This is a genomic window from Agrobacterium sp. LEGMi-208b (genome assembly GCF_059511785.1).
Map to the genome: position 1 here is coordinate 1,367,344 of NZ_CM183445.1, position 26,350 is coordinate 1,393,693.

General features: G+C 58.0%; 26 protein-coding genes and 1 tRNA gene. 15 read left to right on the forward strand and 12 right to left on the reverse strand.

Annotated elements, in window-relative coordinates:
- Positions 1–55: 55 nt before the first annotated feature.
- Both AC5YUO_RS06820 and AC5YUO_RS06825 read right to left on the reverse strand, forming a co-directional pair.
- Entirely contained in the window at positions 56–754 is a 699-nt protein-coding gene (locus tag AC5YUO_RS06820) for a type 1 glutamine amidotransferase (protein ID WP_496154706.1), read from the reverse strand.
- 136 nt (positions 755–890) lie between these two features.
- Complete coding sequence (locus tag AC5YUO_RS06825) at positions 891–1,340, reverse strand: DoxX family protein (RefSeq protein WP_003524478.1); 450 nt, start codon at positions 1,338–1,340, stop codon at positions 891–893.
- 145 nt (positions 1,341–1,485) lie between these two features.
- Here AC5YUO_RS06825 and AC5YUO_RS06830 point away from each other — a divergent pair, with 145 nt between their 5' ends.
- Both AC5YUO_RS06830 and AC5YUO_RS06835 read left to right on the forward strand, forming a co-directional pair.
- Entirely contained in the window at positions 1,486–1,791 is a 306-nt protein-coding gene (locus AC5YUO_RS06830) for an Rdx family protein (protein WP_496154707.1), read from the forward strand.
- 119 nt (positions 1,792–1,910) lie between these two features.
- Positions 1,911–1,997: transfer RNA gene (locus AC5YUO_RS06835), tRNA-Leu, on the forward strand.
- A 184-nt stretch (positions 1,998–2,181) separates the two neighbouring features.
- Here AC5YUO_RS06835 and AC5YUO_RS06840 read toward each other — a convergent pair.
- Positions 2,182–2,565, reverse strand: coding sequence for a pilus assembly protein N-terminal domain-containing protein (locus tag AC5YUO_RS06840; RefSeq protein WP_496154708.1), 384 nt, complete (start codon positions 2,563–2,565; stop codon positions 2,182–2,184).
- 441 nt (positions 2,566–3,006) lie between these two features.
- Between AC5YUO_RS06840 and AC5YUO_RS06845 the strand changes: the two genes are divergently transcribed.
- The 9 genes from AC5YUO_RS06845 (at position 3,007) to AC5YUO_RS06885 (ending at position 11,877) form a co-directional block, all read left to right on the forward strand.
- The gene (locus AC5YUO_RS06845) at positions 3,007–3,192 is read left to right on the forward strand and encodes a Flp family type IVb pilin (RefSeq protein WP_496154709.1); all 186 of its coding nucleotides are present in this window, start codon (positions 3,007–3,009) and stop codon (positions 3,190–3,192) included.
- 79 nt (positions 3,193–3,271) lie between these two features.
- Positions 3,272–3,784: an A24 family peptidase gene (locus AC5YUO_RS06850; RefSeq protein ID WP_496154710.1), complete on the forward strand. Its 513-nt coding sequence runs from the start codon at positions 3,272–3,274 to the stop codon at positions 3,782–3,784.
- Between the two features lie 117 nt (positions 3,785–3,901).
- Complete coding sequence (gene cpaB / locus AC5YUO_RS06855; protein WP_496154711.1) at positions 3,902–4,708, forward strand: Flp pilus assembly protein CpaB; 807 nt, start codon at positions 3,902–3,904, stop codon at positions 4,706–4,708.
- Complete coding sequence (locus tag AC5YUO_RS06860) at positions 4,705–6,288, forward strand: type II and III secretion system protein family protein (RefSeq protein WP_496154712.1); 1,584 nt, start codon at positions 4,705–4,707, stop codon at positions 6,286–6,288. The genes cpaB and AC5YUO_RS06860 overlap by 4 nt, the downstream gene beginning before the upstream one ends.
- Before the next feature lie 56 nt (positions 6,289–6,344).
- Entirely contained in the window at positions 6,345–7,037 is a 693-nt protein-coding gene (locus AC5YUO_RS06865) for a CpaD family pilus assembly protein (RefSeq protein ID WP_496154713.1), read from the forward strand.
- A 34-nt stretch (positions 7,038–7,071) separates the two neighbouring features.
- The gene (locus tag AC5YUO_RS06870; RefSeq protein ID WP_400816047.1) at positions 7,072–8,355 is read left to right on the forward strand and encodes a CpaE/TadZ family protein; all 1,284 of its coding nucleotides are present in this window, start codon (positions 7,072–7,074) and stop codon (positions 8,353–8,355) included.
- 33 nt (positions 8,356–8,388) lie between these two features.
- Complete coding sequence (locus AC5YUO_RS06875) at positions 8,389–9,861, forward strand: TadA family conjugal transfer-associated ATPase (RefSeq protein WP_496154714.1); 1,473 nt, start codon at positions 8,389–8,391, stop codon at positions 9,859–9,861.
- Positions 9,862–9,876: 15 nt separating this feature from the next.
- Complete coding sequence (locus AC5YUO_RS06880; protein ID WP_496154715.1) at positions 9,877–10,881, forward strand: type II secretion system F family protein; 1,005 nt, start codon at positions 9,877–9,879, stop codon at positions 10,879–10,881.
- Positions 10,882–10,890: 9 nt separating this feature from the next.
- Positions 10,891–11,877 carry a type II secretion system F family protein gene (locus AC5YUO_RS06885; RefSeq protein WP_496154716.1) on the forward strand — a complete coding sequence of 329 codons (987 nt, stop codon included), beginning with the start codon at positions 10,891–10,893 and terminating at the stop codon, positions 11,875–11,877.
- An 81-nt stretch (positions 11,878–11,958) separates the two neighbouring features.
- Here the strand turns inward: AC5YUO_RS06885 and AC5YUO_RS06890 are convergent, their stop codons facing one another.
- On the reverse strand, positions 11,959–12,783 hold the full coding sequence (locus AC5YUO_RS06890) for a tetratricopeptide repeat protein (protein WP_496154717.1): 825 nt from the start codon (positions 12,781–12,783) through the stop codon (positions 11,959–11,961).
- Positions 12,784–12,925: 142 nt separating this feature from the next.
- On the opposite strand from AC5YUO_RS06890, the gene AC5YUO_RS06895 reads away from it, so the two are divergent.
- On the forward strand, positions 12,926–14,320 hold the full coding sequence (locus AC5YUO_RS06895; protein ID WP_496154718.1) for a leucyl aminopeptidase family protein: 1,395 nt from the start codon (positions 12,926–12,928) through the stop codon (positions 14,318–14,320).
- A gap of 57 nt (positions 14,321–14,377) precedes the next feature.
- Here the strand turns inward: AC5YUO_RS06895 and pncB are convergent, their stop codons facing one another.
- The 7 genes from pncB to AC5YUO_RS06930 form a co-directional block, all read right to left on the reverse strand.
- A complete protein-coding gene (gene pncB / locus AC5YUO_RS06900; protein WP_003507389.1) occupies positions 14,378–15,682 on the reverse strand; it encodes a nicotinate phosphoribosyltransferase in 1,305 nt (434 codons plus the stop codon).
- A gap of 212 nt (positions 15,683–15,894) precedes the next feature.
- Positions 15,895–16,254, reverse strand: coding sequence for a hypothetical protein (locus tag AC5YUO_RS06905; RefSeq protein WP_496154719.1), 360 nt, complete (start codon positions 16,252–16,254; stop codon positions 15,895–15,897).
- Between the two features lie 95 nt (positions 16,255–16,349).
- Positions 16,350–17,201, reverse strand: coding sequence for a C40 family peptidase (locus AC5YUO_RS06910; protein ID WP_400816022.1), 852 nt, complete (start codon positions 17,199–17,201; stop codon positions 16,350–16,352).
- Between the two features lie 18 nt (positions 17,202–17,219).
- Complete coding sequence (locus AC5YUO_RS06915; protein WP_080826839.1) at positions 17,220–17,564, reverse strand: MarR family transcriptional regulator; 345 nt, start codon at positions 17,562–17,564, stop codon at positions 17,220–17,222.
- Positions 17,565–17,924: 360 nt separating this feature from the next.
- Complete coding sequence (locus tag AC5YUO_RS06920; RefSeq protein WP_400816018.1) at positions 17,925–19,031, reverse strand: DUF475 domain-containing protein; 1,107 nt, start codon at positions 19,029–19,031, stop codon at positions 17,925–17,927.
- A 291-nt stretch (positions 19,032–19,322) separates the two neighbouring features.
- On the reverse strand, positions 19,323–20,240 hold the full coding sequence (locus AC5YUO_RS06925) for a DMT family transporter (RefSeq protein WP_496154819.1): 918 nt from the start codon (positions 20,238–20,240) through the stop codon (positions 19,323–19,325).
- Between the two features lie 122 nt (positions 20,241–20,362).
- A complete protein-coding gene (locus tag AC5YUO_RS06930) occupies positions 20,363–21,244 on the reverse strand; it encodes a LysR family transcriptional regulator (RefSeq protein ID WP_496154720.1) in 882 nt (293 codons plus the stop codon).
- 106 nt (positions 21,245–21,350) lie between these two features.
- Here AC5YUO_RS06930 and AC5YUO_RS06935 point away from each other — a divergent pair, with 106 nt between their 5' ends.
- From AC5YUO_RS06935 to AC5YUO_RS06945, 3 genes are all read left to right on the forward strand, one after another.
- A complete protein-coding gene (locus tag AC5YUO_RS06935; protein ID WP_400816013.1) occupies positions 21,351–22,847 on the forward strand; it encodes a CoA-acylating methylmalonate-semialdehyde dehydrogenase in 1,497 nt (498 codons plus the stop codon).
- A gap of 226 nt (positions 22,848–23,073) precedes the next feature.
- Positions 23,074–24,144 (forward strand): YjgN family protein, encoded by a 1,071-nt coding sequence (locus tag AC5YUO_RS06940; protein ID WP_496154721.1) that lies wholly within the window; start codon positions 23,074–23,076, stop codon positions 24,142–24,144.
- Positions 24,134–25,204 (forward strand): M48 family metallopeptidase, encoded by a 1,071-nt coding sequence (locus tag AC5YUO_RS06945; RefSeq protein WP_496154722.1) that lies wholly within the window; start codon positions 24,134–24,136, stop codon positions 25,202–25,204. The genes AC5YUO_RS06940 and AC5YUO_RS06945 overlap by 11 nt, the downstream gene beginning before the upstream one ends.
- 42 nt (positions 25,205–25,246) lie before the next feature.
- Here AC5YUO_RS06945 and AC5YUO_RS06950 read toward each other — a convergent pair whose 3' ends face one another.
- Positions 25,247–26,296, reverse strand: coding sequence for a Fe(3+) ABC transporter substrate-binding protein (locus AC5YUO_RS06950; protein WP_400816004.1), 1,050 nt, complete (start codon positions 26,294–26,296; stop codon positions 25,247–25,249).
- Positions 26,297–26,350 lie beyond the last annotated feature (54 nt).

Here is a 26,350-nt window from a genome sequence, read left to right on the forward strand (position 1 = left end):
TCGTCAGCCGCAATTTGTTCGGCCTCGATCAGTTTCGCAACGGAAAATCGCCGGGCTAGATGAGCCGTACCCAGGCCCGGGCAATTTCCAGCCCGGCTGCATCGGCCATTTCTGCCCGCAAGCCGCGATGGTCACGATAATCCTCCAGCCAGCCCGGCGACATTCTTTCCACGGAAGCGGGAAAGGCCTGACACCAGCCATCGACCACGGGAGTGGAGGCCTCGAAATGGAATTGCGTGCCATAGACCGCCCGGCCAATGCGAAAGGCCTGGTTTCGTGTGGCGCCATTGGTCGCAAGCCGAGTGGCGTCCGGCGGGAGCGTGAATGTATCGCAATGCCACTGAAAAATAGGGAATGTCTTTCCAAGCCCGGCCAATAGCGGATCGGACTCACCCTCTTCCGTCAGGGAAACATCCTGCCAGCCGAATTCCGGCGGGCCGGAGAGAATGTTCTCGCCCCCATAGGCGCGCGCCAGCAACTGGCTGCCGAGGCACACGCCCATGACCGCCTTGCCTGCATCGCCAAATGCTTTCATGAGATGGGCAAGATCGGCAAGATAGGGATAAAGTGCATCGTCAAGCGCGTTCTGTTCGCCGCCCAGAACGACAAGCGCATCATGACCGGCGGCATCGGTGGGGAGAGGCTCACCCGCATAAGCGCGGATGACATGGATTTCCGCCGCCGCTTCGTTCAGTGCTACGCCGAGTTGCCCATGCGGCGTACCCGCCATGTTTTCTATGATTGCAACGCGCATAAAACCTCGTGGAGACGACAATGGATTCGACCGGCCAGAAGTGCCGATCGAATCCAGCTTCACCACGAGAAAAATCGATTTTCAAGAGCCGCAGCATCGTCCGTGTGACAATAGGCGGATTCTGACGCGATAAGCCTTAGAATTCACGCGCCAGCTTGGCGTCTGCCGAATGTCGGTTGCCGCCGCGAACGGCGAAGAACAGGAAAATCGCGGCCCACAGGATCGATTTTTCCGCACCGCCCAGACCTTCCGCCTTTACGATGCCGTGAAAATAAACCGTCACCAAGAGGACGATCATGGCCGCGAAGGAGGCCGGCCGTGTGAACAGGCCGATAGCGACCAGAATTCCGCCGAAAAATTCCGTGGCGGCAAGTAGCGGCGACCAGAAGACGCCGGGATAAAAGCCGAGACTTTCCACCATGCCGACTGCGCCAAAAGGATTGACGATCTTTCCGAACCCATGGGTGACGAGAAGAAGTCCAGCCGTAACACGCAGGATCGTCTCCACCAGATCGTGTGTCGCATTATAAAGCGGTGCGACCGCCGGAACGAACAGACGCTGACGATTATTCTCGAACTGGGCCATAGGATCTCCACGTTTCAGCCTTCGACAGCTTCTCTGTTCGCAAAGCCGCATGATAAGAACAAGCATGCGCCCGGTAAAAACATGAGTATTATAGTTGACATTATCGTGAACATTATTGCCGCCGGGCGATGAAGGAGACGTGAGGATGACCGAGACCAAACCCCACATAACCATCCGCTACTGCACGCAATGCAACTGGCTGCTTCGGGCCGGCTGGATGGCGCAGGAAATCCTGCAGACCTTCGCTTCCGATGTCGGCGCAGTCAGCCTCGTTCCCTCGACCGGCGGTCTGTTCGAGATTACCGTGGACGGCACGACCATATGGGAGCGCAAACGCGATGGCGGTTTTCCCGGCCCAAAAGAACTGAAACAGAGAATCCGTGACATCATCGACCCGGAACGCGACCTCGGTCATGTGGACAGAGCGAAGCATGAGGGGCTCGACACCTAACCCGGCGACATGTTTCAACAGCCCCAACCAAGTTTTTTCCCTTTAAAATCAATGATCGTCATAAAAGTTCAAAAAGCCTGTTGACACCGGGCGGCTGCCCTCGTACATCGCTCTCCGTCGCCCAGATGGCGGAATTGGTAGACGCGCCAGCTTCAGGTGCTGGTACTCGCAAGGGTGTGGAGGTTCGAGTCCTCTTCTGGGCACCATTCCATTTTTGATCTTAGCCAGATCAAATACTTAGCCAAAAAATAGCAACATACAGCCGACCGGCAAACGCCGGGAAGCATGTTGCTTTTTTGCCTTTTCTACGTTCAGAAAAGCTGGAAACAGGTGGCTTCCGTTTTCTTCGGAAAGCCTGCTATCCTCAGAGCTATGATTGAGGTTGCAGCGTTACGGCTGAGCGTCCTTGTCGCCGCTGTTTTGCGAATGCTGTTCGCAATTCGGCGTACAGGACAGCACGGTTCGCTCCGTCTGACGGAAAACGCGAACCGTATTACCCTCATCGATGGAAACGAGAATGCGTTCATCCACGATCGGATTGCCTTCGCCATCGAGAAGCACAAGGTTGGTCGTGCCGAAACTGCGACCCGTCAGAACAATCGTGGTGGCATCGGCAACCGTGGCATCGGCGACCTTGGAATTGCCGACGATAACCTTGCTCACGGGACGATCGAGGCGAAGGACGCGGGCGTGATTCATTGAAACGCGCAATATATCGTCCTGGGCAACAACAGGCTGCGCCGCAGTCCCCAGAAAGACGGACAAGCCGACCATGATTTTCGCCAGTTTTCCGGATGACACGCGTTTGGCCCTTGCTCACTATCAGCACAGTTATTGCATTTCACAATGCGCATTTTTAGTGAATGAAGCGTTAAATGGCGGGAATCTGCGACGCGGATGATAACCATGTGTCACAAGTTGATATTTTCGCACCTCCTCTGCTGCCTCAAAACTGAACACATGCGTTTCCCTGAAACAACACTCCGAGGAAAGAGGAAAGCGATCAGGCTTAAAATACATTTGTTTATAAGCAAATATAAAAACGCACAAAATACTTTTCACCTTTATTTACCAAGAGAAACTCATCCTGCCATTTACTTTGAGTTAATCGTTTTTTTTAAGCGGTTGGAAATCGCTCGGCTGTAGTTTGAACGCAACCGAACAACGGAGAACAGTTGTCGGCGTGCTGAACCAAACAAGAGTTAGGAGAGACCTATGACCAAGATTTTCGCTCGTTTCCTCAAGGACGAATCCGGCGCGACCGCCATCGAATACGGTTTGATCGCTGCCCTCATTTCTGTCGCCATCATCGGCGGCGCCAAGACGCTGGGTACCAGCCTCAGCACCCAGTTCACGAACCTGGGCAGCTACATGAACGTGAAGTCGAATACGACGCCGTAATCTCCAGGTTACAATGGATTTGATCGTGTTGCCCCGTCATTGCGGGGCAACATAGTTTCTAGTTACAGGTATTAAAACCATGACAGTTGCGGCGATATTCCTCATTCTCCCTCTTTGTCTCAGCTTCGCCGCGCTGAACGACCTCTTCACCATGACGATCCCAAACAGGATACCGCTTATCCTGCTCTTTTCCTTTTTGATCGTCGCGCCTTTTTCCGGCATGGATTGGCAAACTTTTACCCTGAGTCTGGCCGCCGGCGCAGCAGTCTTCTTCGCCTGTTTTGCGCTCTTTGCCGCCAATGTCATGGGCGGGGGAGATGCGAAGCTCCTGACCGCCGCAGCGGTCTGGTACGGCTTCAATATCTCCGTCATCGAGTTTCTGCTCGCGGTCACCTTTATCGGCGGCGCCTTGACGGTCGGTATCCTTCTTTTGCGAACGCGCTCGCGCGAAATCATGGCGGCCGGAATTCCGGTACCCGATTCCCTGCTTGTGGCAAAAAAAATCCCTTACGGTATCGGCATAGCGATCGCTGGTCTTCTAACCTACGGGGAAACTCCACTGGTCAAAGCCGCCATTGCGAGCCTTTCTTGAATAACCTTGCGCGTTAAGCAGCGGTTAACCACAAACCCAAGCACAATATTAACCATAATTATACCAATCGCGCGCCATCCTGAGGGGAGAAGAATCTGATTCCCTCAAGGATCGAGCATGAAACCGTCGCGTATCGTCATTCTTTCCGTTGCCCTAGTGGCCGCCGGTCTTGCCGGCCTTGTCGCCATGCAGATTTCCGGCGCGAAGCAGGTCATCGAAAAGGCGGAAACGATCATTCAGAAAGAACCAACGGTCAACGTTCTCGTCTCTTCGGTCAATCTGCCCGTCGGTAGCCGTCTGAACGACAGTTCCGTGCGCTGGACAGCGTGGCCGCAGGGCAATGTAGTCGATAGTTTCATAACGGAGGCGAAAAGGCCTGACGCCATCACCGAACTCACTGGCGCGGTCGTGCGTTTGCCTTTGTTCGAAGGCGAGCCGATCCGGCCGGAAAAAGTGGTCGATTCCAGCACCCGTATCATGTCGTCCCTTTTACCGGCCGGCAAACGCGCCGTTGCTACCGAGATTTCCGTCTCGACCGGTGCGGGCGGTTTCGTGCTGCCGAACGACCGGGTCGATGTCATCATGGTCCGCAAGGGCGACAACGGTAACTTCCTGACCGAAAATGTTTTGAACAATGTTCGTGTTCTGGCGATCGACCAGCAGATCAAGGAAGGCGAGGACGGAATATCGGCGGTGGTCGGTGCAACCGCCACGCTGGAACTGACCCCGGAACAGGCCAAGATCATAACGGTGGCGCAACAGATGGCGGATCGCCTCACGCTCGCCTTGCGCTCCGTCGCCGATGCCCAGGAAAACGATACGCTTTCCGCCGGCTACCTTCTCAATGGAGGTTCGGGACAACCGGAAATTCAGGTGATCAAATCCGGCTCGATCGTAAAAAGCGGTCAAGGAGCATCACAATGACCGGGGAACTCATGACGAAACGTCTCAAACAGCGCCTGCGCTCGTCGATGGCAGGTGGCATCGCATTCTGCCTGGCTTTCTCAGGCCTTCCCGGCCAAAATTCCCCCGAGTTCCTGCGTATCAGCAAAGCCGAGGCGCAAAGCGCGAGCGTGGTGCGGATCACCGAAAGTGGGGCAGGCATCCGCAAACGTTTGAAACTGGGCCTGAACAAGGCGCTGGTCATCGACCTGCCGGAAGATGCCCACGACATTCTCGTTGCCGACCCGAACCTTGCCGATGCCGTGACCCGAACATCGAAACGCATCTATCTTTTCGGCAAAACGGTGGGGCAGACCAACATCTTCATTTTCGGTGACGGCGGCCGGGAAATCGTCAGCCTCGATCTCGAGGTAGAGCGCGACATTTCCGGGCTTGAGGCCAATATCCGCCGCTTTATTCCCGACTCGGATATCAAGGTAGAAATCGTTTCGGACAACATCGTTCTGACGGGATCGGTACGCACACCGCAGGATTCCGCACGCGCCGTTCAACTTGCCGACGCCTTTCTCAAAGGCGGTGAAGCCACTACCCGCAATATATCGCTGACAGGCGGTGACAATGGCGGCGATGCGGCGATTTTTGCCGAGCGCCGGCAGGTATCGCAGATCGTCAACATGCTGACGATCGAAGGGGAAGACCAGGTGACGCTGAAGGTCACCGTTGCCGAAGTGAGCAGGCAGGTTCTGAAGCAGCTCGGCTTCAACGGCTCGATCAGCAGCACGACGAGCGGCAATGGTTTCGAATTCGCAAATCCGTCTAATCTTGGCGCGGCGATTGACGGTGCATCCCGGATTGCCAGCGGTGCGATAGGTTCAGGCTCTCTCAGATTCGCCTCCTACCTCAACGCCATGGAGCAGGCCGGCGTCATGCGCACATTGGCGGAACCGAGCCTGACGGCAATTTCCGGCGAACAGGCCAAATTTTATGTGGGGGGCGACTTCCGCATTGCCGCGCAACAGGATGTTTCGCTCGACAAAGAAACGAATACCATGGTCGTCAAACGCGATGTGGAGACGGTCGACTACGGCATTACCCTGAACTTCAAACCGGTGGTGCTTTCACCGGGCAGAATAAGTCTCAAGATCGAGACGAACGTGTCCGAACCTACCTATGAAGGTAATTTCACAAGCGGAAACTACGGGCGTGGCATCCCAGGGTCGACCTACATGTCGGTACGCAAGCGCGAAACCTCCACAACGGTCGAGCTTCCTTCCGGCGGATCGATCGTGATTGCGGGCCTTGTTCAGGACAATGTGCGGCAGGCCATGTCCGGACTTCCGGGAATTTCGAAAATCCCGATCTTCGGCACGCTTTTCCGCAGTAAGGACTTCCTACGTAACGAAACAGAACTTGTCATCATCGCAACGCCCTATCTGGTGCGGCCGGTTGCCCGCAACCAGATCGCCCGGCCGGATGATAACTTCAACCCGGAAAACGATGCCGCCATGTATTTCATGAACCGCGTCAACAAGGTTTATGGCCGCAAGGACCAGGTTCAGGCGGCTCCCTATCAGGGGTCAGTGGGGTTCATCTACAAATGACGATACGCAAACAAAATCCCCTCTTAGCAGCAAGCCCGGTCAGGGCCGGAAACGTCATGAAGAAAACCCACCCCTCCTTTTCCTCCTTCCGGTCAGGAAGACGGACCGGCCTCGTCGTCGTTGCCGCGCTTGCTGCCAGCCTGCTGCAGGGCTGCGCGCGCGATCCGATGACCACCAACGCCATTCCCGACGATTATCGCACACGTCACCCGATTACCCTGTCGGAGGCGGAGCACTCGCTGGATATTCCGGTCTCAGCCAGCGACAGCCGGCTGACCACAGCGATGGCGGACAATGTCCGCGGTTTTGCGCAAAATTATGCGTCTATGTCGACGGGCATCATCAATATTCAGACTCCGTCGGGATCGGCCAATTCGGCAGCCGCATCACGAATGGCAAAACAGATCCGCTCGACGCTTTCCGGTGCAGGCGTGGCACCAGGCAAGATCATGGAGACGCGCTATGCCGCTTCCCCGAGCGGCGACGCCTCCCCGATCCGCCTAAGTTATGTGGCTGTTACCGCCATGACCGGCCAGTGCGGTCAATGGCCGGAGGATCTCTCAGACAATACCTTCGGCAACAAGAACTGGTACAATTTCGGCTGCGCTTCCCAGAGCAATCTCGCGGCGCAGATCGCCAATCCCATGGATCTGGTCGGCCCGCGCGGCATGAGCCCGATCGATGCCGAGCGCCGCGCGGTCGTCATCGACACCTATCGCGGCAAGACTTCGACGGCGGCAACAGATTGATGCGGATCCAACATTTGTCACGGCAGGAAAGACGATGAGCGCTGTAGAATACGATATCAAACCAAGCGGCGGCGCAGAAGCCGAGCCGCCGGTGCGCGCTTCGGATATGGATCGCCTGCGTCCCCTGCCCCGTATTTCCGTTCACGCTTTCTGCGTCAGCGACAATATGCAAGGCGTCATGGATGCATTGTCCAGCGACAGGCGCATGAGCAAGGTCACCCTGCGAGTGACCAAGGGCGACATCAATGCGGCAGCAACGATGTTTTCCGCATCACCCACGCCCAATCTCATCATTCTCGAAACGTCAAGCTCGCCCGCCTCTCTGCTGGACGATCTCGCGCCTTTGGCAGAGGTTTGTGATCCTTCCACCCGTGTCATCATTATCGGCCGGCACAACGACATCACGCTTTATCGCGATCTCATCCGTAACGGTATTTCCGAATACCTCGTCGCGCCGGTCAACATGGCCGATCTGCTCGCTTCGGTCGCCGCTATCTTTGTCGATCCGGAAGCCGAACCGCTCGGCCGCAACATCGCCTTTATCGGCGCCAAGGGCGGCGTGGGTTCCTCCACCATCGCGCATAATTGCGCCTTCGGCATTTCGAGCCTCTTCTCCACGGAAACCATTCTGGCGGACATGGATCTCGCCTATGGAACAGCCAATATCGATTTCGACCAGGATCCTGCCCAGGGCATGGCTGAAGCGGTCTTTTCGCCGGAGCGGCTGGACGAGGTGTTCCTCGACCGTCTTCTGACGAAATGCTCCGATCATCTGTCTCTGCTGGCGGCACCGTCTCTTCTCGACAGGACCTATGATCTCGATCGTCAGGCCTTTCTGCCGATCCTCGAGGTCTTGCAGCGCAGTGCGCCGGTTGCGGTTCTCGATCTTCCCCACCAATGGTGCGACTGGACCCGGGCCGTTCTTGCGGAAGCCGACGAGGTGGTCATCACCGCGGTTCCCGATCTCGCCAATCTGCGCAATACGAAGAACCTTTTCGACGCGCTGATCAAGATGAGACCCAACGACAAGTTACCGCATCTCATTCTCAATCAGGTCGGCATGCCCAAACGCCCGGAAATCGCGCCGGCGGATTTCCTCGATCCACTGGAAGTCGAGCCGATCGCGATCATACCCTTCGACGCACATTTGTTCGGAAATGCCGCCAATAGCGGCCGCATGATCAGCGAGATGGATGAAAAATCCCAGGCTGCGGAAACCTTCTCGCAGATCGCCCATACCATCACAGGCCGCTCCGTGCTGCGCAAAAGCAGGCGCGGCGGTCTGGAAAAACTGAAGAATATTCTCAAGCGCAAGTAGGTCTTCTGCCTGCGTCCTTAGACGGAAACGCCGATGTTCGGAAAACGCGGGCCTGAAGGCCCAGCCAGAAGCACGAAGCCGGAACCTGTTGCACCTGTCGCCATGCAGATGGCGCCGGCGGCTGAGCCTCGCTCTTCTGCAATTGACACGCTCGAGCCCGGCCAGTCACCCATCACACGTCAGGCGGCGGCGGGCACACCACCCGTGCAGAAAAAACGTGCCCGTACGGAAGACTACTACAATACCAAGAGCCAGGTATTTTCCGCCCTCATCGATACGATCGATCTTTCGCAGCTCGCCAAGCTCGACGCGGAAAGCGCGCGCGAGGAAATCCGTGATATCGTCAACGATATCATCACGATCAAGAATTTCGCCATGTCGATTGCCGAGCAGGAAGAGCTGCTCGAGGACATCTGTAACGACGTCCTGGGTTACGGACCGCTGGAGCCGCTTCTCGCACGCGACGATATTGCCGATATCATGGTCAATGGTTCCGGCCAGACATTCATCGAAGTCGGCGGCAAGACCATCGAATCCGATATCCGCTTTCGGGACAATGCGCAGTTGCTGTCCATCTGCCAGCGCATCGTCAGCCAGGTCGGCCGGCGTGTGGATGAATCGAGCCCGATATGCGACGCGCGCCTGCCGGACGGATCGCGCGTCAACGTCATCGCACCGCCGCTCGCCATCGACGGACCCGCATTGACGATCCGAAAATTCAAACGGGACAAGCTGACGCTCGACCAGCTCGTGCGTTTCGGTGCCATCACGCCGGAAGGCGCCACGTTGCTCAAGATCATCGGTCGCGTCCGCTGCAATGTCGTCATCTCCGGAGGCACCGGTTCGGGCAAGACCACGCTCCTCAATTGCCTGACGAGCTTCATCGACAGGGATGAACGCGTCATCACCTGCGAAGACACCGCCGAATTGCAGCTCCAGCAGCCGCATGTGGTGCGGCTTGAAACGCGTCCGCCGAATATCGAGGGCGAAGGTGAGATCACCATGCGCGATCTCGTCAAGAACTGCCTCCGCATGCGGCCCGAGCGCATCATCGTCGGCGAAGTGCGCGGCCCGGAAGTTTTTGACCTGCTCCAGGCCATGAACACAGGCCATGATGGCTCGATGGGAACGCTGCACGCCAATACGCCGCGCGAATGCCTCAGCCGTATCGAATCGATGATCGCCATGGGCGGGTTCACGTTGCCGGCCAAGACCGTGCGCGAAATCATCTCAGGCTCGATCGATGTCGTCATTCAGGCAGCGCGTCTGCGCGACGGCTCGCGCCGGATAACGCAGATCACCGAAGTGATCGGTATGGAAGGCGATGTCATCGTCACCCAGGATCTGATGCGATACGAGATCGAAGGCGAAGATGCGCAGGGCAAGCTGATCGGCAGGCATGTGTCGACCGGGATCAGCAAGCCGCATTTCTGGGATCGTGCACGTTATTACGGCGAAGAAAAACGTCTGGCGGCCGCGCTCGATGAGATGGAAAAGACATCCTAAGGGAAAGCGACCGCCATGGACCCGACAATAGTGTTACTGGCCGTACTTGTCGCCATCTCGGCAGGAGCGCTCGCCTATGCCTTTCTTTTCCAGCAGATAGAGGTCGAAAAAAAGACCACCAGCCGCTTCAAACGGGTACAGGCCGCAGAGACGGATCATGCCAATATCAAGGCTGCGCGCGACCGGGTCCAGGAACTCAGCAAGCGCCGCAAATCCATGCAGGACAGCCTGCGGGATATGGAAAAGAAACAGAATGAAAAGGCGAAAAAAGCAAAGAATGTCAGCCTGCGCGATAAACTCGTGCAGGCAGGGCTGGCAATCTCCGTTCGGCAGTTCCACCTTCTGAGCGCCGGCGCGGCGGCTTGTGCCGCTTTCATCGCCCTTATCTATGGTCTGTCGTTATTGACCGCTCTCCTCATAGCCGTCGTCGCGGCTTTGGGACTGCCGCGCTGGGTCCTGGCGTTTCTCCTCAAACGCCGGCAGAAAAAGTTCCTTGAGGAGTTTCCCAATGCGCTTGATGTCATGTGCCGCTCGATCAAATCAGGTTTGCCGCTCAACGACGCAGTACGACTGATCGCCTCGGATGGTCAGGAACCGGTTAAAACGGAGTTCCAGCGGGTTGTCGATGCACAGCAGGTCGGGATCGGCATCCCCCAGGGGATCGAGCGCATGATGCTGACCATGCCGCTTTTCGAAGTCAGCTTCTTCAGCATCGTCATCAACATCCAGGCCCAGGCAGGCGGCAATCTTTCGGAGGCCTTGTCCAACCTGTCCAAGGTGCTGCGCGACCGTAGAAAGATGCGCGCCAAGGTGAATGCCCTGTCCATGGAGGCGAAAGCATCCGCCGTCATCATCGGCGCATTGCCTTTCATCGTGATGCTGCTGGTGCACTTCACGTCGCCCGACTATCTCTCGATCCTTTTCACGGATACGCGCGGACATCTCATTCTGGGGGCATCCGCATTGTGGATGCTCATCGGGATTTTCATCATGCGTCAAATGATCAATTTCGATATTTGAGGGGCGGCCATGACAGGAAATCTCTTTTCTCGCCTGACTGATCCGCAGACGATCATTGCCATTCTCGTGACGCTGGCGGTTTTCGCGACCCTCTATACGCTGATCATGCCCTTCCTAGAGCGGAAAGATCTCGCCAAGCGTATGAAAGCCGTATCGTCGGAACGGGAACTCATTCGCAACCGTGAGCGCGAGCGTCTGGCCACCGCGACCAGAGAGGGCAAGACCTCCCTGCGCAGCAATAACAATAAATCCGCACGACGCATCGTCGAAAAATTCAACCTTCGGGAAGCGCTTGTCGACAAGAACACGATGAACAAGCTGCGCGCAGCCGGTTTCCGTTCACAGAATGCGCTTAATACCTTTCTTGCCGCCCGGTTCGTCTTGCCGTTCATTTTCCTGGCAGTGGCATTTTTCTGGGTTTTCATTCTGGGAAACCTGGTCGATCAGGCTTTTGTCGTTCGGCTGATGGCCGTGCTTCTTTTCGGCTATATCGGTTTTTACGCTCCCAATATCTATGTTTCGAACCGCATGACCAAGAGGCAAGCCTCAATCAAGCGGGCATGGCCCGATGCGCTTGACCTGATGTTGATCTGCATCGAATCCGGCGTATCGATGGAAGCGGCCATGCGCCGTGTGGCTGAAGAGATGGCGGAGCAGTCACCTGAACTGGCGGAGGAAATGATCCTGACGACGGCGGAACTGTCCTTCCTTCAGGACAGGCGCATGGCGCTTGAGAATTTCGGTATGCGCACCCAGCTCGATGGCGTCAAAAGCGTGGTACAGGCCCTTATACAGGCGGAACGATACGGAACCCCGCTCGCTCAGGCGCTGCGTGTTCTTGCGCAGGAAGGTCGTGACGAGCGCATGAATGAAGCCGAGAAAAAGGCCTCCGCCCTGCCACCGAAACTGACCGTGCCGATGATCTTGTTTTTCCTGCCTGTACTCATCGCTGTCATTCTTGGACCGGCCGGTCTTCGCGTCATGGATACTTTCTGACAAGAAACGCGCAGGCAAATTGAGTGGAACCGACGTCATGATATCGGCGGGATTGCACTGATCCGTGCATCCGAAAGCGCATCAGCCAGCCGGCTTGCCGTCTTTCTTCGCCAGCTGCTGCCAGGAATTCTGCTGCGAAAGCATTGCCCGCAGATATGTGAGGTTAGCCTGTGCCTGCTGCGCGGAGAGCTCCTGAACCGCAATGCGTTCGGCTTCGGCAAAGCGGCCCTGCAGACCGACCACGAGCGCAAGGTTCTGGCGGACGCGGCTATCGGCGCCCGGCTGGGAAATGGCCGATTGCAGATAGGTTTCGGCGGTACGCGGATCGCTCGACAGGACATAGGACATGCCGAGATTGGACAGGACGCTCGGATCGTTCGGCTTCAGGTCAAGCGCCTGACGATATCTGGAACGTGCCTCGTTCGAGCGTCCAAGCTGATCGAGCACGGCACCTTCGGCGGAGTAGAGCCGCCAGTCGGGACGATCAGGTGTCTGCGCCCGCTGGATTGTCGAAAGCGCCTGTTCCAGCTGGCCGGCAGCCGCCTGCGACTTGCCATAGGCTGCAAGCACTTCACGGTCGGCGGGATTGGCAATGGCGATCTGCTGCATGACGGCGAGAGCCTGCGTATTCTTGCCGGTCATCATCAGCACACTGGCATAATTCATGCCGACGGACTTGTCCTTGGGGTTGCGTTCATAGGCCTTGCCGGCGGCCTCTTCCGCCTGCCGAAGCTGTTCCATGTTCAGATGGTCGTAAGAGCGCGTGGCGGTGGGAATGGAGCCGGTGGACATGCGATCCGGCTTGTTGGTGCTCGCACATCCGGAAACGGCCAAAACCAGCGCTGCAAGACAAGCGCCCCGCAGCAACCCCGTCCGGCCTGTCTCACCCAAAGAAAATGCAGTCATGGCAGCGCCCCCGCCCGAGAATGATCGATCTTGCGCCCGACACACGACAGACTCACATGACGCAACTTTCGCTTAAGCAATAATCTGTTAACCCTAACAGAGCGTTAATCGCACCGATTCTCGATATTTACGGAAGCATACCATGGCGCCCTATCAGTTCATCGAACGCCCCACCCCTTTCAGCTCGAAGGCCGGCAGCACATTGCCGGTTTTTGCCGTCACGCCGGCCCATATCGAACAGGGTGCCATAGACCCGGTCGCTCTGGACTGGGCTAAAAAGGCAGGGTTCAAGGCGGAAGCCGGCGCCGTCCTGCTCGTTCCTTCCGCCGATGGATCGCTGGGCGGTGTACTGCTCGGCCTTGGTGGCAATCCTTCCGAAATTCCCTTCATCACCGGCAAACTCGCCCGTGAGCTGCCGGAGGGTGAGTGGCACATCGAGACAGCACCACTGACAGCCAATCGCCTCGCGCTCGGTTTCGGCCTCGGCAGCTATCGCTTCGACAAATACAAGACCACCAAGACCAGCGGGGCAAAGCTTCTCATTCCGCAGGACGCGGAAGATGGCGAGATCAAGCGCGTTCTGGCCGGCGTTTTCCTTGCGCGCGACCTCATCAATGTTCCGGCCAACGATATGGGACCGGATGAGCTCGAGATTGCCTTCCGCGCGCTTGCCGCCCATTACAAGGCGAAGGTGAAGGTCACCACCGGCGATGATCTGCTCAAGGAAAACTTCCCGCTGATCCATGCCGTTGGCCGGGCCAGCGAAAGCGCGCCGCGGCTTCTGGAGATGAACTGGGGCAAGAAGGGCAATCCGCGGCTGACACTGGTGGGCAAGGGTGTGTGCTTCGATACAGGCGGTCTCGATATCAAACCCGCCGCTTCCATGGCGTTGATGAAGAAGGATATGGGAGGTGCGGCCAATGTGCTCGGCCTTGCGCTGATGATCATGGATGCGAAGCTTCCGGTCGATCTGCGCGTTCTCGTGCCCGCTGTCGAAAACTCCATCTCCGCCAATGCCTTCCGCCCCGGCGATATCTATAGGAGCCGCAAGGGGCTGACGGTCCAGATCGACAATACCGATGCGGAGGGTCGTCTTGTTCTGGCGGATGCGCTCGCTTATGCGGACGAAGATGCGCCGGATCTGATGATCGACATGGCGACGCTGACGGGCGCTGCGCGCGTCGCGCTCGGCCCGGATCTGCCGCCCTTCTATACCGATGACGAGGATCTGGCGCATGATATCGCGGAAGCCAGCATCGATACGGATGACCCGCTATGGCGCATGCCGCTTTATATGGGTTACGACAAGGATATCCGCTCGCGCGCAGCCGACATCACCAACGCGCCTTCGGGCGGCATGGGCGGATCGATCACCGCCGCCCTGTTCCTGAAACGCTTCGTCACCAATACCAGGCGCTGGGCGCATTTCGATATTTACGGCTGGTCTCTGAGCGAGAGGCATCACTCATCGATCGGCGGGGAAGCGCAGGGTATCCGCGCGCTCTTCCATTACATCGCACATCAATTCGCGAAGTAATCTACTGAACCCGGTTCAAGTTTGAAGGGCGCTTCCTCGACGGAGCGCCCGGTTGCCTTAAACCAGAACCTTCTGTTCCTTATGGTCTTCCTCGCCGAAGAACTTCAGATACCGTTCCACTTCGGCCGGGTCGCCGGTGGCCTTTTGCGGATTGTCCGAGAGCTTCACCGCCGGGCGGCCATTGGCGTCGCTCACCTTGCAGACGATGGAGATCGGCTTGAGGCTGGCAATGGTCTTCGGCGCGCATCCGGCAAAATCGTTGGTGAGATTGGTGCCCCAGCCGAAGCTCATGCGAACGCGGCCTTCGAAATGCCGGTAGGTGTCGATGATGGCGTCGACATCGAGACCATCGGAAAAGATCAGCATCTTCTTGCGCGGATCGCGGCCCATCTTCTGCCACCACTCGATGATCTTTTCGCCGCCTTCGATCGGCGGTGCGCTGTCCGGACGGAAGCCCGTCCAGTCAGCCACCCATTCCGGCGCATTGCGCAGAAACGCCGCCGTGCCGAAAGCATCCGGCAGCACGATCAGCAGATTGCCGCCATAAAGCCGGTTCCAGTCCTTCAGAACCTGATAGGGTGCGGCCGCCAGTTCCTCGTTCGTCTGCGCCAGCGCCGCGACCACCATGGGCAGTTCATGCGCGTTCGTGCCGACAGCTTCAAGATCGGAATCCATGGCGAGAAGGACGTTGCTCGTACCGGTGAAGGCGGGGCCGATGCCTTCCTTCAAGGCTTCGACGCACCAGCGCTGCCAAAGGAAGCTGTGGCGGCGACGGGTGCCGAAATCGGAAATGCGCAGGCCCGGCAGTTCCCGCAATCGCTCCACCTTCTCCCACATCTTTGCCTTGGCGCGGGCGTAGAGCACATCCAGCGTGAAATAACCGAGCGAGCGCATGGCGCTGCGCGAGCGGAGTTCGTTGATGATGGCCAGCGCCGGGATTTCCCAGAGTGTCGTATCCATCCAGCGGCCATGGAAATTCAGCTCATATTGCCCGTCGCGCTTGAAAAGCTCGTATTCCGGCAATTGATAACTCGAAAGCCAGGAGAGAAACTCCGGCTCGAAAATCTGCGAGCGACCGTAAAACGTGTTACCCGCAAGCCAGATATTTTCCTTCTTGGAGAGACGCAGGGTGCGCGCATGATCCAGCTGTTCACGCAGCTCCATCTCGTCGATCTCTTCCGCCAGCCGCACAGTCTTGGTGCGGTTGATCAGCGAAAACGTCGCGTCGACTTCCGGATAAAGCTTCCAGATCATCTGCAACATCAACAGCTTGTAGAAATCCGTATCGATCAGGCTGCGGACGATCGGGTCTAGCTTCCAGGTATGATTGTGGACACGGGTGGCAATATCGGTCTTCGTCATACTTGCATTCCCCAATATCGGCCAAAGGTCAAAAAACAGCCGATCTCACTCCGCACCCCGGCAGGTATCAACCTGCCACGGGGAAGATTTATCTGAAAAAGCGACAACAAGTCCAGAGCACTGGCCCGGCAAATGCCCGCCGCCACCGCTCGCGCATCGATTTTCCGAAGACCGCAATGGGGTTTTCGGTCCGGTACTGGAGCGATGCCGCTTCAGAAGGTTGGGTCTACGGGGTTTATGCCGGGATACCAGTCCTTGGAGACGGGATTTCTGCCGCCGAAACTGGAAATGCCGTTTTCGTCGGTGCAGCGGTAACCCTGAACGGGAAGTCCACGGCTGCCGAAAACATTCCTGTAGGGGCCGCGGGAATATCCGGTCCTGCCGAGTTCGCTATGGCAGTTGTAGCGGACCTTTGGCTGCAGCGTGCGCGGGTCCTTGACGCCGGGTAAGTTTGCATAGGCATCCGGCGCGGGGGCAAAGCCGTTCTGGAAAACAGTTTGCGCCTGCGCCGACGCGCTCAGCAAAGCCGCCGTGAGGATCGCCGCCAATCGTGTTGCCGTTGTTGTTTTCATCGATGCCGGTCCCGTACCACTATCCAACCGATGTAGGCTGTCGGCAGCTCTCGCACAAAGGGGCGGGCAGGCACAATTTCGTGAAAGCCGCCGCCTCAGCCTTCAACGCGGCGAAAAGCCGTCGGCTTTTCATAAAGCCAGCCAATGCGCTCGATAGCCGCATCGAGATTTTCGCGTGCGACATTCATCGTGTGGCCATTGGCATGCAGCAGCGTTTCCTCGTTTTCCATGAGGCCGACATGGCCCTTCCAGAAGACCAGATCGCCGCGGCGCAATTCATCACGCTCGATTTCCACGCCGAGCGACTTCACCTGCATGTCGGTATCGCGCAGAACCCGCCGGCCCGTCATGGCCATGGAAAGCTGCACGAGGCCGGAACAATCGATACCGAAGCCGGAGCGGCCGCCCCAGAGATAGGGCGTTTCGATAAAACGCAGCGCCACCGCCACATAATCCTCCTCAAGCGCCGCATCAACGGCCCGACAATGGGCGGCGATGATGCCTTCGCCTTTTTCAGTCAGCAGATAACGGGTGCCGCGCGTCTCCGCCTCGCCGACGATGCGGATCAGGCTACCCATGGAAAGCGCTGCGACCGGCGGTTTGCGCAATTCGGCGGCTGGATAGAGAAAAGTGCGCGGTGCAATCACCCGATGGGTGGCGGCAACAACATCGCCGATCGTCGTTTCCGGCACATAACCGGCATAACCATCCACATCCGCCTGCACCCAGGCCCAGCCATTCGCCCTGTCGAACACACGGACAGTTTCGCCAGACAGCAGCTCGGTATCGATACCGGCGGCAAGATCGGGCGTTGGCCGCAGGCCAATAACCGGCACCGCGATCTGGGCGGCCGTACCGCTGACAAAACGTTCGGCCTGAACCACGCCCTGCAGCTTTTCATCGGCTAGATCGGAGCGGAAGACATTCAGGCGGCGGTCGAGCATCATGGGTTTCACATCCAGGGGTTAGATCTTGCGTGCCTGATCAATAATCAGATCGCCGAATTTTTCCAGATAAAGCGCACCGGCCACGGTGCGTTTTATCACGACATTGCGCCTGTCCCGCTCATCCCGAACCCGGTCGACCAATCCGAGCGCGCCGAGGCTGTCGAGCGCGCGGGTAATGACGGGCTTGGTCACGCCCAGCGTGGCGGCGAGACCCCGAACGGTGTGCGGCGGCGGCACGAGATAAATCTGCAGCAGGATGGCCGTCTGACGCAAGGTCAAATCCGGCTGATCGTCAATGACCTGCGCCGTGGATACACGATGCCAGAGCCCCAGGGCCTCCGTTGGCGACAATTGTGCAGGCAAGCCGGTGACCCTTCCAGTCGTTGTCCTACCGTTTTCATTCAACAGAACGGAAAACTCAAGAACCATCCCGCACAAACAGAACCGCCGCACGGCACAGATCCGAAGATCGCGCGGCGCGGCGGTATTTGTTGACCCGTTTTCAGGCCATAATGTCCCCTCTGGACTTGCGGAATGAGATGCAGGAAGCGTGCCAGTTTTGCCGACGCACAAGTGTTTTTTAAAACAGGGACTTAAGGTGAATACTCCGCCTTGTGGCGAAATTTTTCGCAAAGGGCAAATGGCAACAAAAACAGGCATAAAATAATTCAATGCTTAAAAACTGCCTTCCGCCGCGACAGCGGAAGGCAATGATATCGCGGATCAGATTTCCGCGCCGCGTGCGGCATCGACCGCATCGGCATTCTGCCGCCGGTTATAGCGGATCGACGACCAGAGCGAGATGCCGATCAGGCCCGCACCGCCAAGACCCGTGATGACTTCCGGTATATGTACCATGGTCTGCACATACATGATGACGGACAGGATGAGGATCGCATAAAAGGCGCCGTGCTCCAGATAGCGATATTCGGCCAGCGTTCCCTTCTCGACCAGCATGATGGTCATCGAACGCACATACATGGCGCCGATGCCGAGGCCGATGGCGATGATGAAGAGGTTCTGCGTCAGGGCGAAAGCGCCGATAACGCCGTCGAAGGAGAAGCTGGCATCCAGCACCTCAAGATAAAGAAACGCACCGAAGCCGCCTTTTGCAGCGCCTTCCAGCATTTCCTGGCTGCGGTCGAGAATACCGCCAACAACTTCCACAAGCAGGAAGGTCAGAAGACCCCAGATCGCCGAATGGAAGAAGGTGTTGGCCGCGACCGGACCCAGTTCCGGATTGTCACTTGCGCCGATGATGCGGGAAAAGATCAGCATGACGACCAGCACGAAGGCGATCTCGATGCCCTTGACGGAGGAATAGATCGCCGCCTTTTCCTCGATCCAGCGCACCCAGTGCACGTCCTTTTCATGGTCGAAGAAGAAGTTGAGACCGACCATCATCAGGAAGGTGCCGCCGAAAGCCGCAATCGGCAGATGGGCGTCACGCATGATTTCCGCATAACGTTCCGGTTGCGTGGCCGCCATGACGATCGCCGTCCACGGGCCGACATTGGCCGCGACGACCACGATGAGCAGCGGGAAGACGATACGCATGCCGAAAACGGCGATCAGGATACCCCAGGTCAGGAAGCGATGCTGCCAGACCGGTGTCATATCCTTCAGCTTGTTGGCATTGACGATGGCGTTGTCGAAGGAGAGCGAGATTTCCAGCACCGCCAGGACGACGCAGATGAAGAAAATCGTCGCCGTACCGCCCACCGTTCCGGTCATTTCCCAACCGAGATAACCGCCGAGGATCAGGCCGACGATGGTGACGATAAAAGCCCACTTGAAGTAGGTAAGCGTGTTTTTCTGGGCGGCGCTCATGTCCGGTCTCCTCCGATGACGAGGATGTTCACGGACCGACGCGAGGCGTCAGGCCGCACGCGAAAAGCACGCGCGCGAAGCACATTCAGGTTTTTCATAGTTTTTAATCCGCCGGCCAATTTTTGCAGGCGGTACCGACATCGCGAGAGCGCCGTAAAACTCTCGCCAGAGGGGCCCGGCACCTTTGTTTCCTCTGCCGTTGCGAGACAAATCATCGCAGGGCCCCTTCTTACTCCCCGAAGATCACGCCTTCGTCAAGTCCCGTGATCGTGATCGAGGCTGTGAGAAAGATCAAACCTGCTCCGCGGCCAGTCCTTCGGCGGTTTCGCGACGGCGTTTGAGCGTATTTTCGCGAAAGAAGATGTAAAGGCCGGAAAGAACAATCAGGCCGGCGCCGAGAACGATACTCGTCTGCGGCACGTCGCCGAAGAACAGCCAGCCGAAAATCACCGCCCAGAGCAGCAGCGTATATTGCAGCGGGGCGACGGTGGCCGCATCGGCCAGTTTCAGGGCCCGGTTAACCAGCACATGCGCCGCCATGGCGACCACACCGAGCAGGCCGAGCAAGGCCAGATCGAAACCGGACTGAACCGGCAGCCATCCCGAAGGCGTGAGAAACACCGCGACAATGCCCGCAAGCGCCGCACCGATGATCTGCCAGAAGGCAAGCACCGTATCCGGCGTATTGCGCAGCTGCCGGCCGGACAACATCATGAAGGCGAAAGCGGCGCTGCCAAGGATCGAAAACAATGCTGCCGAGGTGAGGCTTGCCGAGCTGGGTTTGAGCGCGATGAGAACGCCGACAAAACCGATGGCGATGGCCGTCCAGCGACGCCAGCCGACCTTTTCCCCCAGCAGAAACGGCGAAAGCGCCGCAACGTAGATGGGAGCGGCCAGCCAATAGGTCATGACATCGGCAAGCGGCAGGGCCGCAACCGCGAAATAGAAACAGAAAAGCTCTGCGGTGGAGAAAAAGACACGCGCCACCTGAAGAACCGGGCGCTCGATTTTCACCAAGCCGGAAGGGCCGGCTCTCCAGACGATCGGAACAAGAATGACAAGCGCTGCGGCGCTGCGGATGAGGATCACCTGACCCTGGCTGTAGGTCGCGACAAGCCATTTACCCATGGCATCGTTCAACGCAAAAAGCAGCATTCCAAGCAGCATGACGGCCACGCCGAGGCCGGTCGGCGAAAGCTTTTTTATCATAGTCGACATGTCAATTCCGATCTCCCAATGGTTGCATTGGTCGTCCAGCCGGTAGCCCTTTGTCAAGCCCGGAAACGGCAGTTCAGCGCAAATAATAGTACTAATAACCTGGGCAGCCGAGGTCAGATGAAGATTCGCCGTTCTTCGGCCACGAGTTCCTGAAGAAAATCGACCACCGTGCGGACCCGGACCAGTTGACGGGCGGATTCGTGATAGGCCGTCCAGTAGGATCGGCTGATGGTGAGATGCGGCATGATCCGCAGAAGTTCGGGATATTGCCCGGCGATGTAATTATGCAGGATGCCGATACCCGCGCCGGAGCGCACCGCTTCGGTCTGGCCGGTGGCGCTCGAGATTTCAAAGGCGGCGTCCCAGTCGCGCATGATCTCACCGGTAAAGTTCAGTGAAGGCGAAAAGATCAGGTCCTCAACATAACCGATCCGCCGGTGGCGCTTCAGCGCCTCGACATCATCAGGCGTTCCATAGTCGGCCAGATAATTCGCGGAGGCATAGAGGCCCAGTGAATAATCGGTGAGCTTCGAAAACATCAGCCGGCCCTGCTCCGGCCTCTCGATGGTGATGGCGATATCGGCCTCGCGCTGCGACAGCGAGAAGGAACGCGGCACCGGCACGAGCTGGATTTTCAGGTCGGGGTAACGCGCCGTCAGTCGGCCGAGCCGCGGCGCGAGGAAGGAAACGCCGAGACCATCCGGCGCGCCGATGCGCACCGTTCCCGCCACCGCCGTATCCACGCGGCCGAGATTGGCCTGGGCGTTGAGCATTTCGGTTTCCATGCGCTCGGCCCCGGCAAGAAGACGCTGGCCCTCCTCCGTCAACTCGCAGCCATTGGTGCTTCGCAGGAAGAGCTGCGTGCCGATGGCCGCTTCCAGCGCGGAAATACGCCTGCTGAGGGTGGCATGGTTGACGCCAAGCTTTCTGGCCGCCGAAAGAAACTGGCCGCTTCGCGCCACGCTTAGAAACAAACGCACATCATCCCAGTTCACGGCACCCTCCTTATGTCTATTTTTGCATAATGGATGCTTATTTCAGGCGATTGATTTGTGCAAATCGAAAGGTAATGCTGCGCCATCACATTCTGGAGGAAAACCCATGAAGGAAATCGGTCATTTCATTAACGGCAAGCATGTGCCGGGCACCAGCGGCCGCACATCGAATGTCTATAACCCGGCCACGGGCGAAGTTCAGGCGACGGTCGCGCTTGCAAGCGATGCCGAGCTGCGCGCCGCCGTGGAAAGCGCAAAAGCGGCACAGCCGAAATGGGCCGCCACCAACCCGCAGCGCCGCGCCCGCGTCTTCTTCAAATTCGTCGAGCTTCTGAACCGCGACATCAACGAGCTTGCGGTTCTTCTTTCCAGCGAACACGGCAAGACCGTCGAAGATTCCAAGGGCGATATCATTCGCGGCCTCGAAGTCTGCGAATTCGTCTGCGGCATTCCGCATCTGCAGAAGGGTGAATTCACCGAAGGCGCAGGCCCGGCCATCGACATGTATTCTATCCGCCAGCCAGTCGGCATCGGCGCGGGGATTACCCCGTTCAACTTCCCCGGCATGATCCCGATGTGGATGTTCGCCCCGGCGATTGCCTGCGGCAACGCCTTCATCCTCAAGCCTTCCGAGCGCGATCCGTCGCTGCCGATCCGTCTTGCCGAACTGATGATCGAAGCCGGTCTTCCGGCCGGCATCCTGAACGTCGTCAATGGCGACAAGGGTGCGGTCGACGCCATCCTGACCGATCCCGATATCGGCGCGGTCTCCTTTGTCGGCTCGACGCCGATTGCCCGCTACGTCTATGGCACCGCTGCCATGAACGGCAAGCGCGCACAGTGCTTCGGCGGTGCGAAGAACCACATGATCATCATGCCGGATGCCGATCTCGATCAGGCGGTGAACGCGTTGATGGGCGCAGGTTACGGTTCGGCCGGCGAACGCTGCATGGCCGTTTCCGTTGCGGTTCCGGTCGGTGAGGAGACGGCCAACCGTCTCGTTGAAAAGCTCATTCCGCAGATCGAAAGCCTGAGAATCGGCCCCTATACCGACGACAAAGCCGATATGGGCCCGCTCGTCACCAAGGAAGCGCAGACGCGCGTCAAGGGTCTGATCGACAGCGGCGTCGCACAGGGTGCGAAGCTTCTGGTCGATGGTCGCGACTTCAAGCTGCAGGGCTATGAAGATGGCTATTTCGTCGGCGGTTGCCTGTTCGACCACGTCACCCCCGATATGGACATCTACAAGACGGAAATCTTCGGACCGGTGCTGTCGGTCGTTCGCGCCAAGAACTACGAAGACGCGCTCGAACTGCCGATGAAGCATGAATACGGCAACGGCGTCGCGATCTACACCCGTGACGGCGACGCCGCCCGCGACTTCGCAAGCCGCGTCAACATCGGCATGATCGGCGTCAACGTTCCGATCCCGGTTCCGCTTGCCTATCACTCCTTCGGCGGCTGGAAGGCTTCGAGCTTCGGCGACCTCAACCAGCACGGGACGGATTCGATCAAGTTCTGGACAAAGACCAAGACGATCACCTCGCGCTGGCCGTCGGGCATCAAGTCGGGCGCCGAATTCGTGATGCCGACAATGAAGTAAGCCGCTAAGCCGGCAAGAGAACATAAAAGCCCCGCTGTTGTTGCAGCGGGGCTTTTTTGATTAAAAGATAACTTTAAAAATCATGTTTTTCCTTCAAAATATTTCCACTTAAAGCTGTTATGACGTAAGAGAGCATCTGCGGCGTGGGGACGCTGCCAAACCGACGACAACGGGGAAGCCTGCAAACTCAATCTGCCCGGAAAGGGGCATGTCATAAGGGACTATTATGAGTGATATCTCTGTGAGCGCGGATCAGCGCGCGCTTGAACGCGGCTCGTTCAGCGGAAACGCCAAGGAATATTTCGGAATCTGGATCGTCAATATTCTGCTGACGATCATCACCATCGGCATCTATTCCGCCTGGGCAAAGGTGCGCCGCAAACGTTATTTCAATGGCAACACCATGCTGGCCGGCCGTGCCTTCGGTTATCACGCCACCGGCGGACAAATCTTCAAGGGCCGGCTGATCGCCTTTGCCTTCATCGTCATCTCGCAACTCGTCGGCCTCATCCATCCGTTCCTGGTTTTCGTGCCGGCAATCCTGCTGATGATCTTCTTTCCATGGCTGATCACGCGCAGCATTCGTTTCAATGCGCGGGTGACGAGCTATCGCAATGTGCGTTTTGATTTTGTCGGAACGGCTTGGGGTGCTTTTGTCTCCATCCTGCTTGGCAGCCTCGTTGCGTTCTTCTCCTTCGGCATTCTGGCACCGCTGTCCAGCCGCTGGGCGAACCGCTATATTTTCAGCAACCTGCGTTACGGCGACCGGCCCTTCAGCGCCGACCCGAGGATCGGCAAACTCTACCGGGTCTGGATCATTCCCGCGATCATGGTGGTGATCGGCGGCATCGTGGTCGGCTTTTTCGGCATTGCCGCCTTTGCGGCCAATAGCGCGATGATCGAAGACGAGACGGCAGCCATGGCCACGGCGCTGGCTTCGCTTTATGTCGGAATTTTCGGCGCGTTTCTCGTCTATGGTCTTGCGGGTGTCGTCTATCGCACCGGCGTTCGCAATGTCGTCATCTCCTCCATGCTGTTGGACGGAAAGCACGACCTGCACAGCGATCTTCATCGCGGCCGCTACCTGTGGATCGTCATCTCCAACCTTGTCGTCACCGTCTTCACGCTTGGCCTGATGCGGCCATGGGCGGCGGTGCGGGAAGCACGTTATACCGTTGAACGCACGGCAATCCGTTTCAATGGCGATGTCGGCGAGGTTCTTTCCTCGATGGAGGCAACGGGGGCTGCCGTCAGCGCCGAATATATGGATATGGAAGGTTTCGAATTTGGTTTCTGATACCGGCGAAACCGTTGCGGGCGAGTGGCATGCCGCTCGCTCCAACCTTTCCAGCGCCGCCAGGCTGAAGCTTGGCGGCACCGTCCTTCTCGTGCTCGACGCGAAGGACAACCACGTCAGAACCCAGGCCGAGATAAAAACGGTGGAGATCAGCCACCGGGTCGGCACCATCCCCCGGGAGTTGCATTTTCCCGACGGGTCGCTGTTCGAAACCCGCGATAATGACGGCGTGGACCGGCTGCTTGGCCAACACATTACCAACCGTTCCGGCTTCGTGCACTGGCTGGAACAGTTCCGCCCACGACTGATCGGCATCACCGCCGCGGCCGTTCTGCTGGCTTACGGCACCTACAAGCTGGCGCTACCGGCGCTGGTGGAACTGGCGGTCGCCGTAACACCGCCCATCGTTCCGCAGGTCATGTCGGCCAGCACCATGCAGGCCCTGGACCAGGCGGTGTTTTCTCCAAGCGAATTGCCGCAGCAAGAGCAGGACGCCATCCGTGTGGAATTTGCCCGGATCGCCGCCCATGCGGAAGGTTCGCCCGAGGACTACAAGCTTAATTTCCGCAAGGGCGGTTATATAGGCCCCAACGCCTTTGCGCTGCCGGATGGCACGCTGGTCTTGACGGACGAACTGGTGGAACTCGCAGGTGACGACAGGCAGATGATCACCGGAGTTCTCGCGCATGAAATCGGCCATGTGGAATATGAACACAGCCTGCGGCAGCTTTATCGTGCCGCGGGTGTCGCCGGTCTCGTCATGCTGATTGCCGGCGACGTCGGTTCAGCGATGGAGGATATTCTCACCCAGGGCGGCGGCCTTCTGGCGCTGTCGCATTCGCGCGATGCCGAACGGCAGGCGGATCAGCGCTCCGTCGAACTGATGCGCGAGGCAGGGCTCGACCCCACCGCCATCGAACGCTTCTTTGCGCTGCTTGAGGAAAAACTGGGCGACAAGGGTGGCACCAGTATCGTGTCAACCCATCCCGGAACACCGGAAAGGCGTAAGGCCATACTCGACTACAACGCTTCCCTGAACAACAAACCGGCGGGTAACTGACCCGCCGGTATCGCAACTCTCAGAGTTCGATCAAGAGCCAGCTCAGTTGGTCGGGCCGTCGTTGAAACCCACTTCATCCACCAGCTCGGATGCCTGTTTGCGATGGGCGGCTATGTCCGTCAGCGGCAGCCTGTCCGGATTGATGGGGCCGAAACCCTTTACCACATCGGAGGGCTCCGCGCCGGGCAGGACCGGATATTCGAAGACCTGCTTGGCGTAGATTTCCTGCGCCTCGCGCGAGGCCAGGAATTCCATCAGCTTCAGCGCATTGTCTTTGTTGGGTGCGTATTTCGTCAGCGCCATGCCGGAAATATTCACATGTGTGCCGCGATCGCCCGCATTGGGGAAGATCACCCGCACCGATCCGGCCCATTCCTTTTCTTCCGGCTCGCGATCATTGGTCAGCATCAGGCCGACATAATAGGTGTTGCCGAGCGCGATGTCGCATTCACCGGAAAAGATCGATTTCGCCTGGCTGCGGTCGGTTCCGTCAGGCTTGCGGGCGAGATTGTTCTTCAGGCCGGTCAGCCATGTGCGGGTATAATCGACGCCGTGATGGGCGATCATCGAGGCGATCAGCGCGATATTATAGGAATGCTGGCCGTCGCGAATGCAGATCTTGCCCTTCCATTTCGGATCGGCAAGCTCCTCATAGGTGATGTCCTTCTGGGTCACCCTTTCCTTCGACGCATAGACAACCCGGCCTCGCGTGGTGAGCCCAAACCATTCGCCCTCGGGATCACGCAGATTGGCAGGAATATCCTTTTCGATGACGGGATCGTTGAGGACCGGCTGGGTGACCTTGCCTTCCTTCGCCTCGACGAGACGGGCGATATCGACCGTCAGCAGCACATCGGCGGGTGAATTGACACCCTCGGCCTGAATGCGTTCCACCAGCCCCTTGTCGAGAAAAAGCACGTTCGCCTCTATCCCGGTCTCCTTCGTGAAGGCATCGAGCAGCGGCTGGATCAATTCAGGCTGGCGATAGGAATAGACGTTAACCTCTCCTTCTGCCAGAGCGGCGGGCGCGGCCGAAAGCATCGCCAGCCCTGAAAAAACGGCAGCGGAAAAGTATGATTTCAAGCTTGCCATTATGAATGCCTCCATTACATTCCGATTCTTGACTTGTTTGTTCATGAATCATCA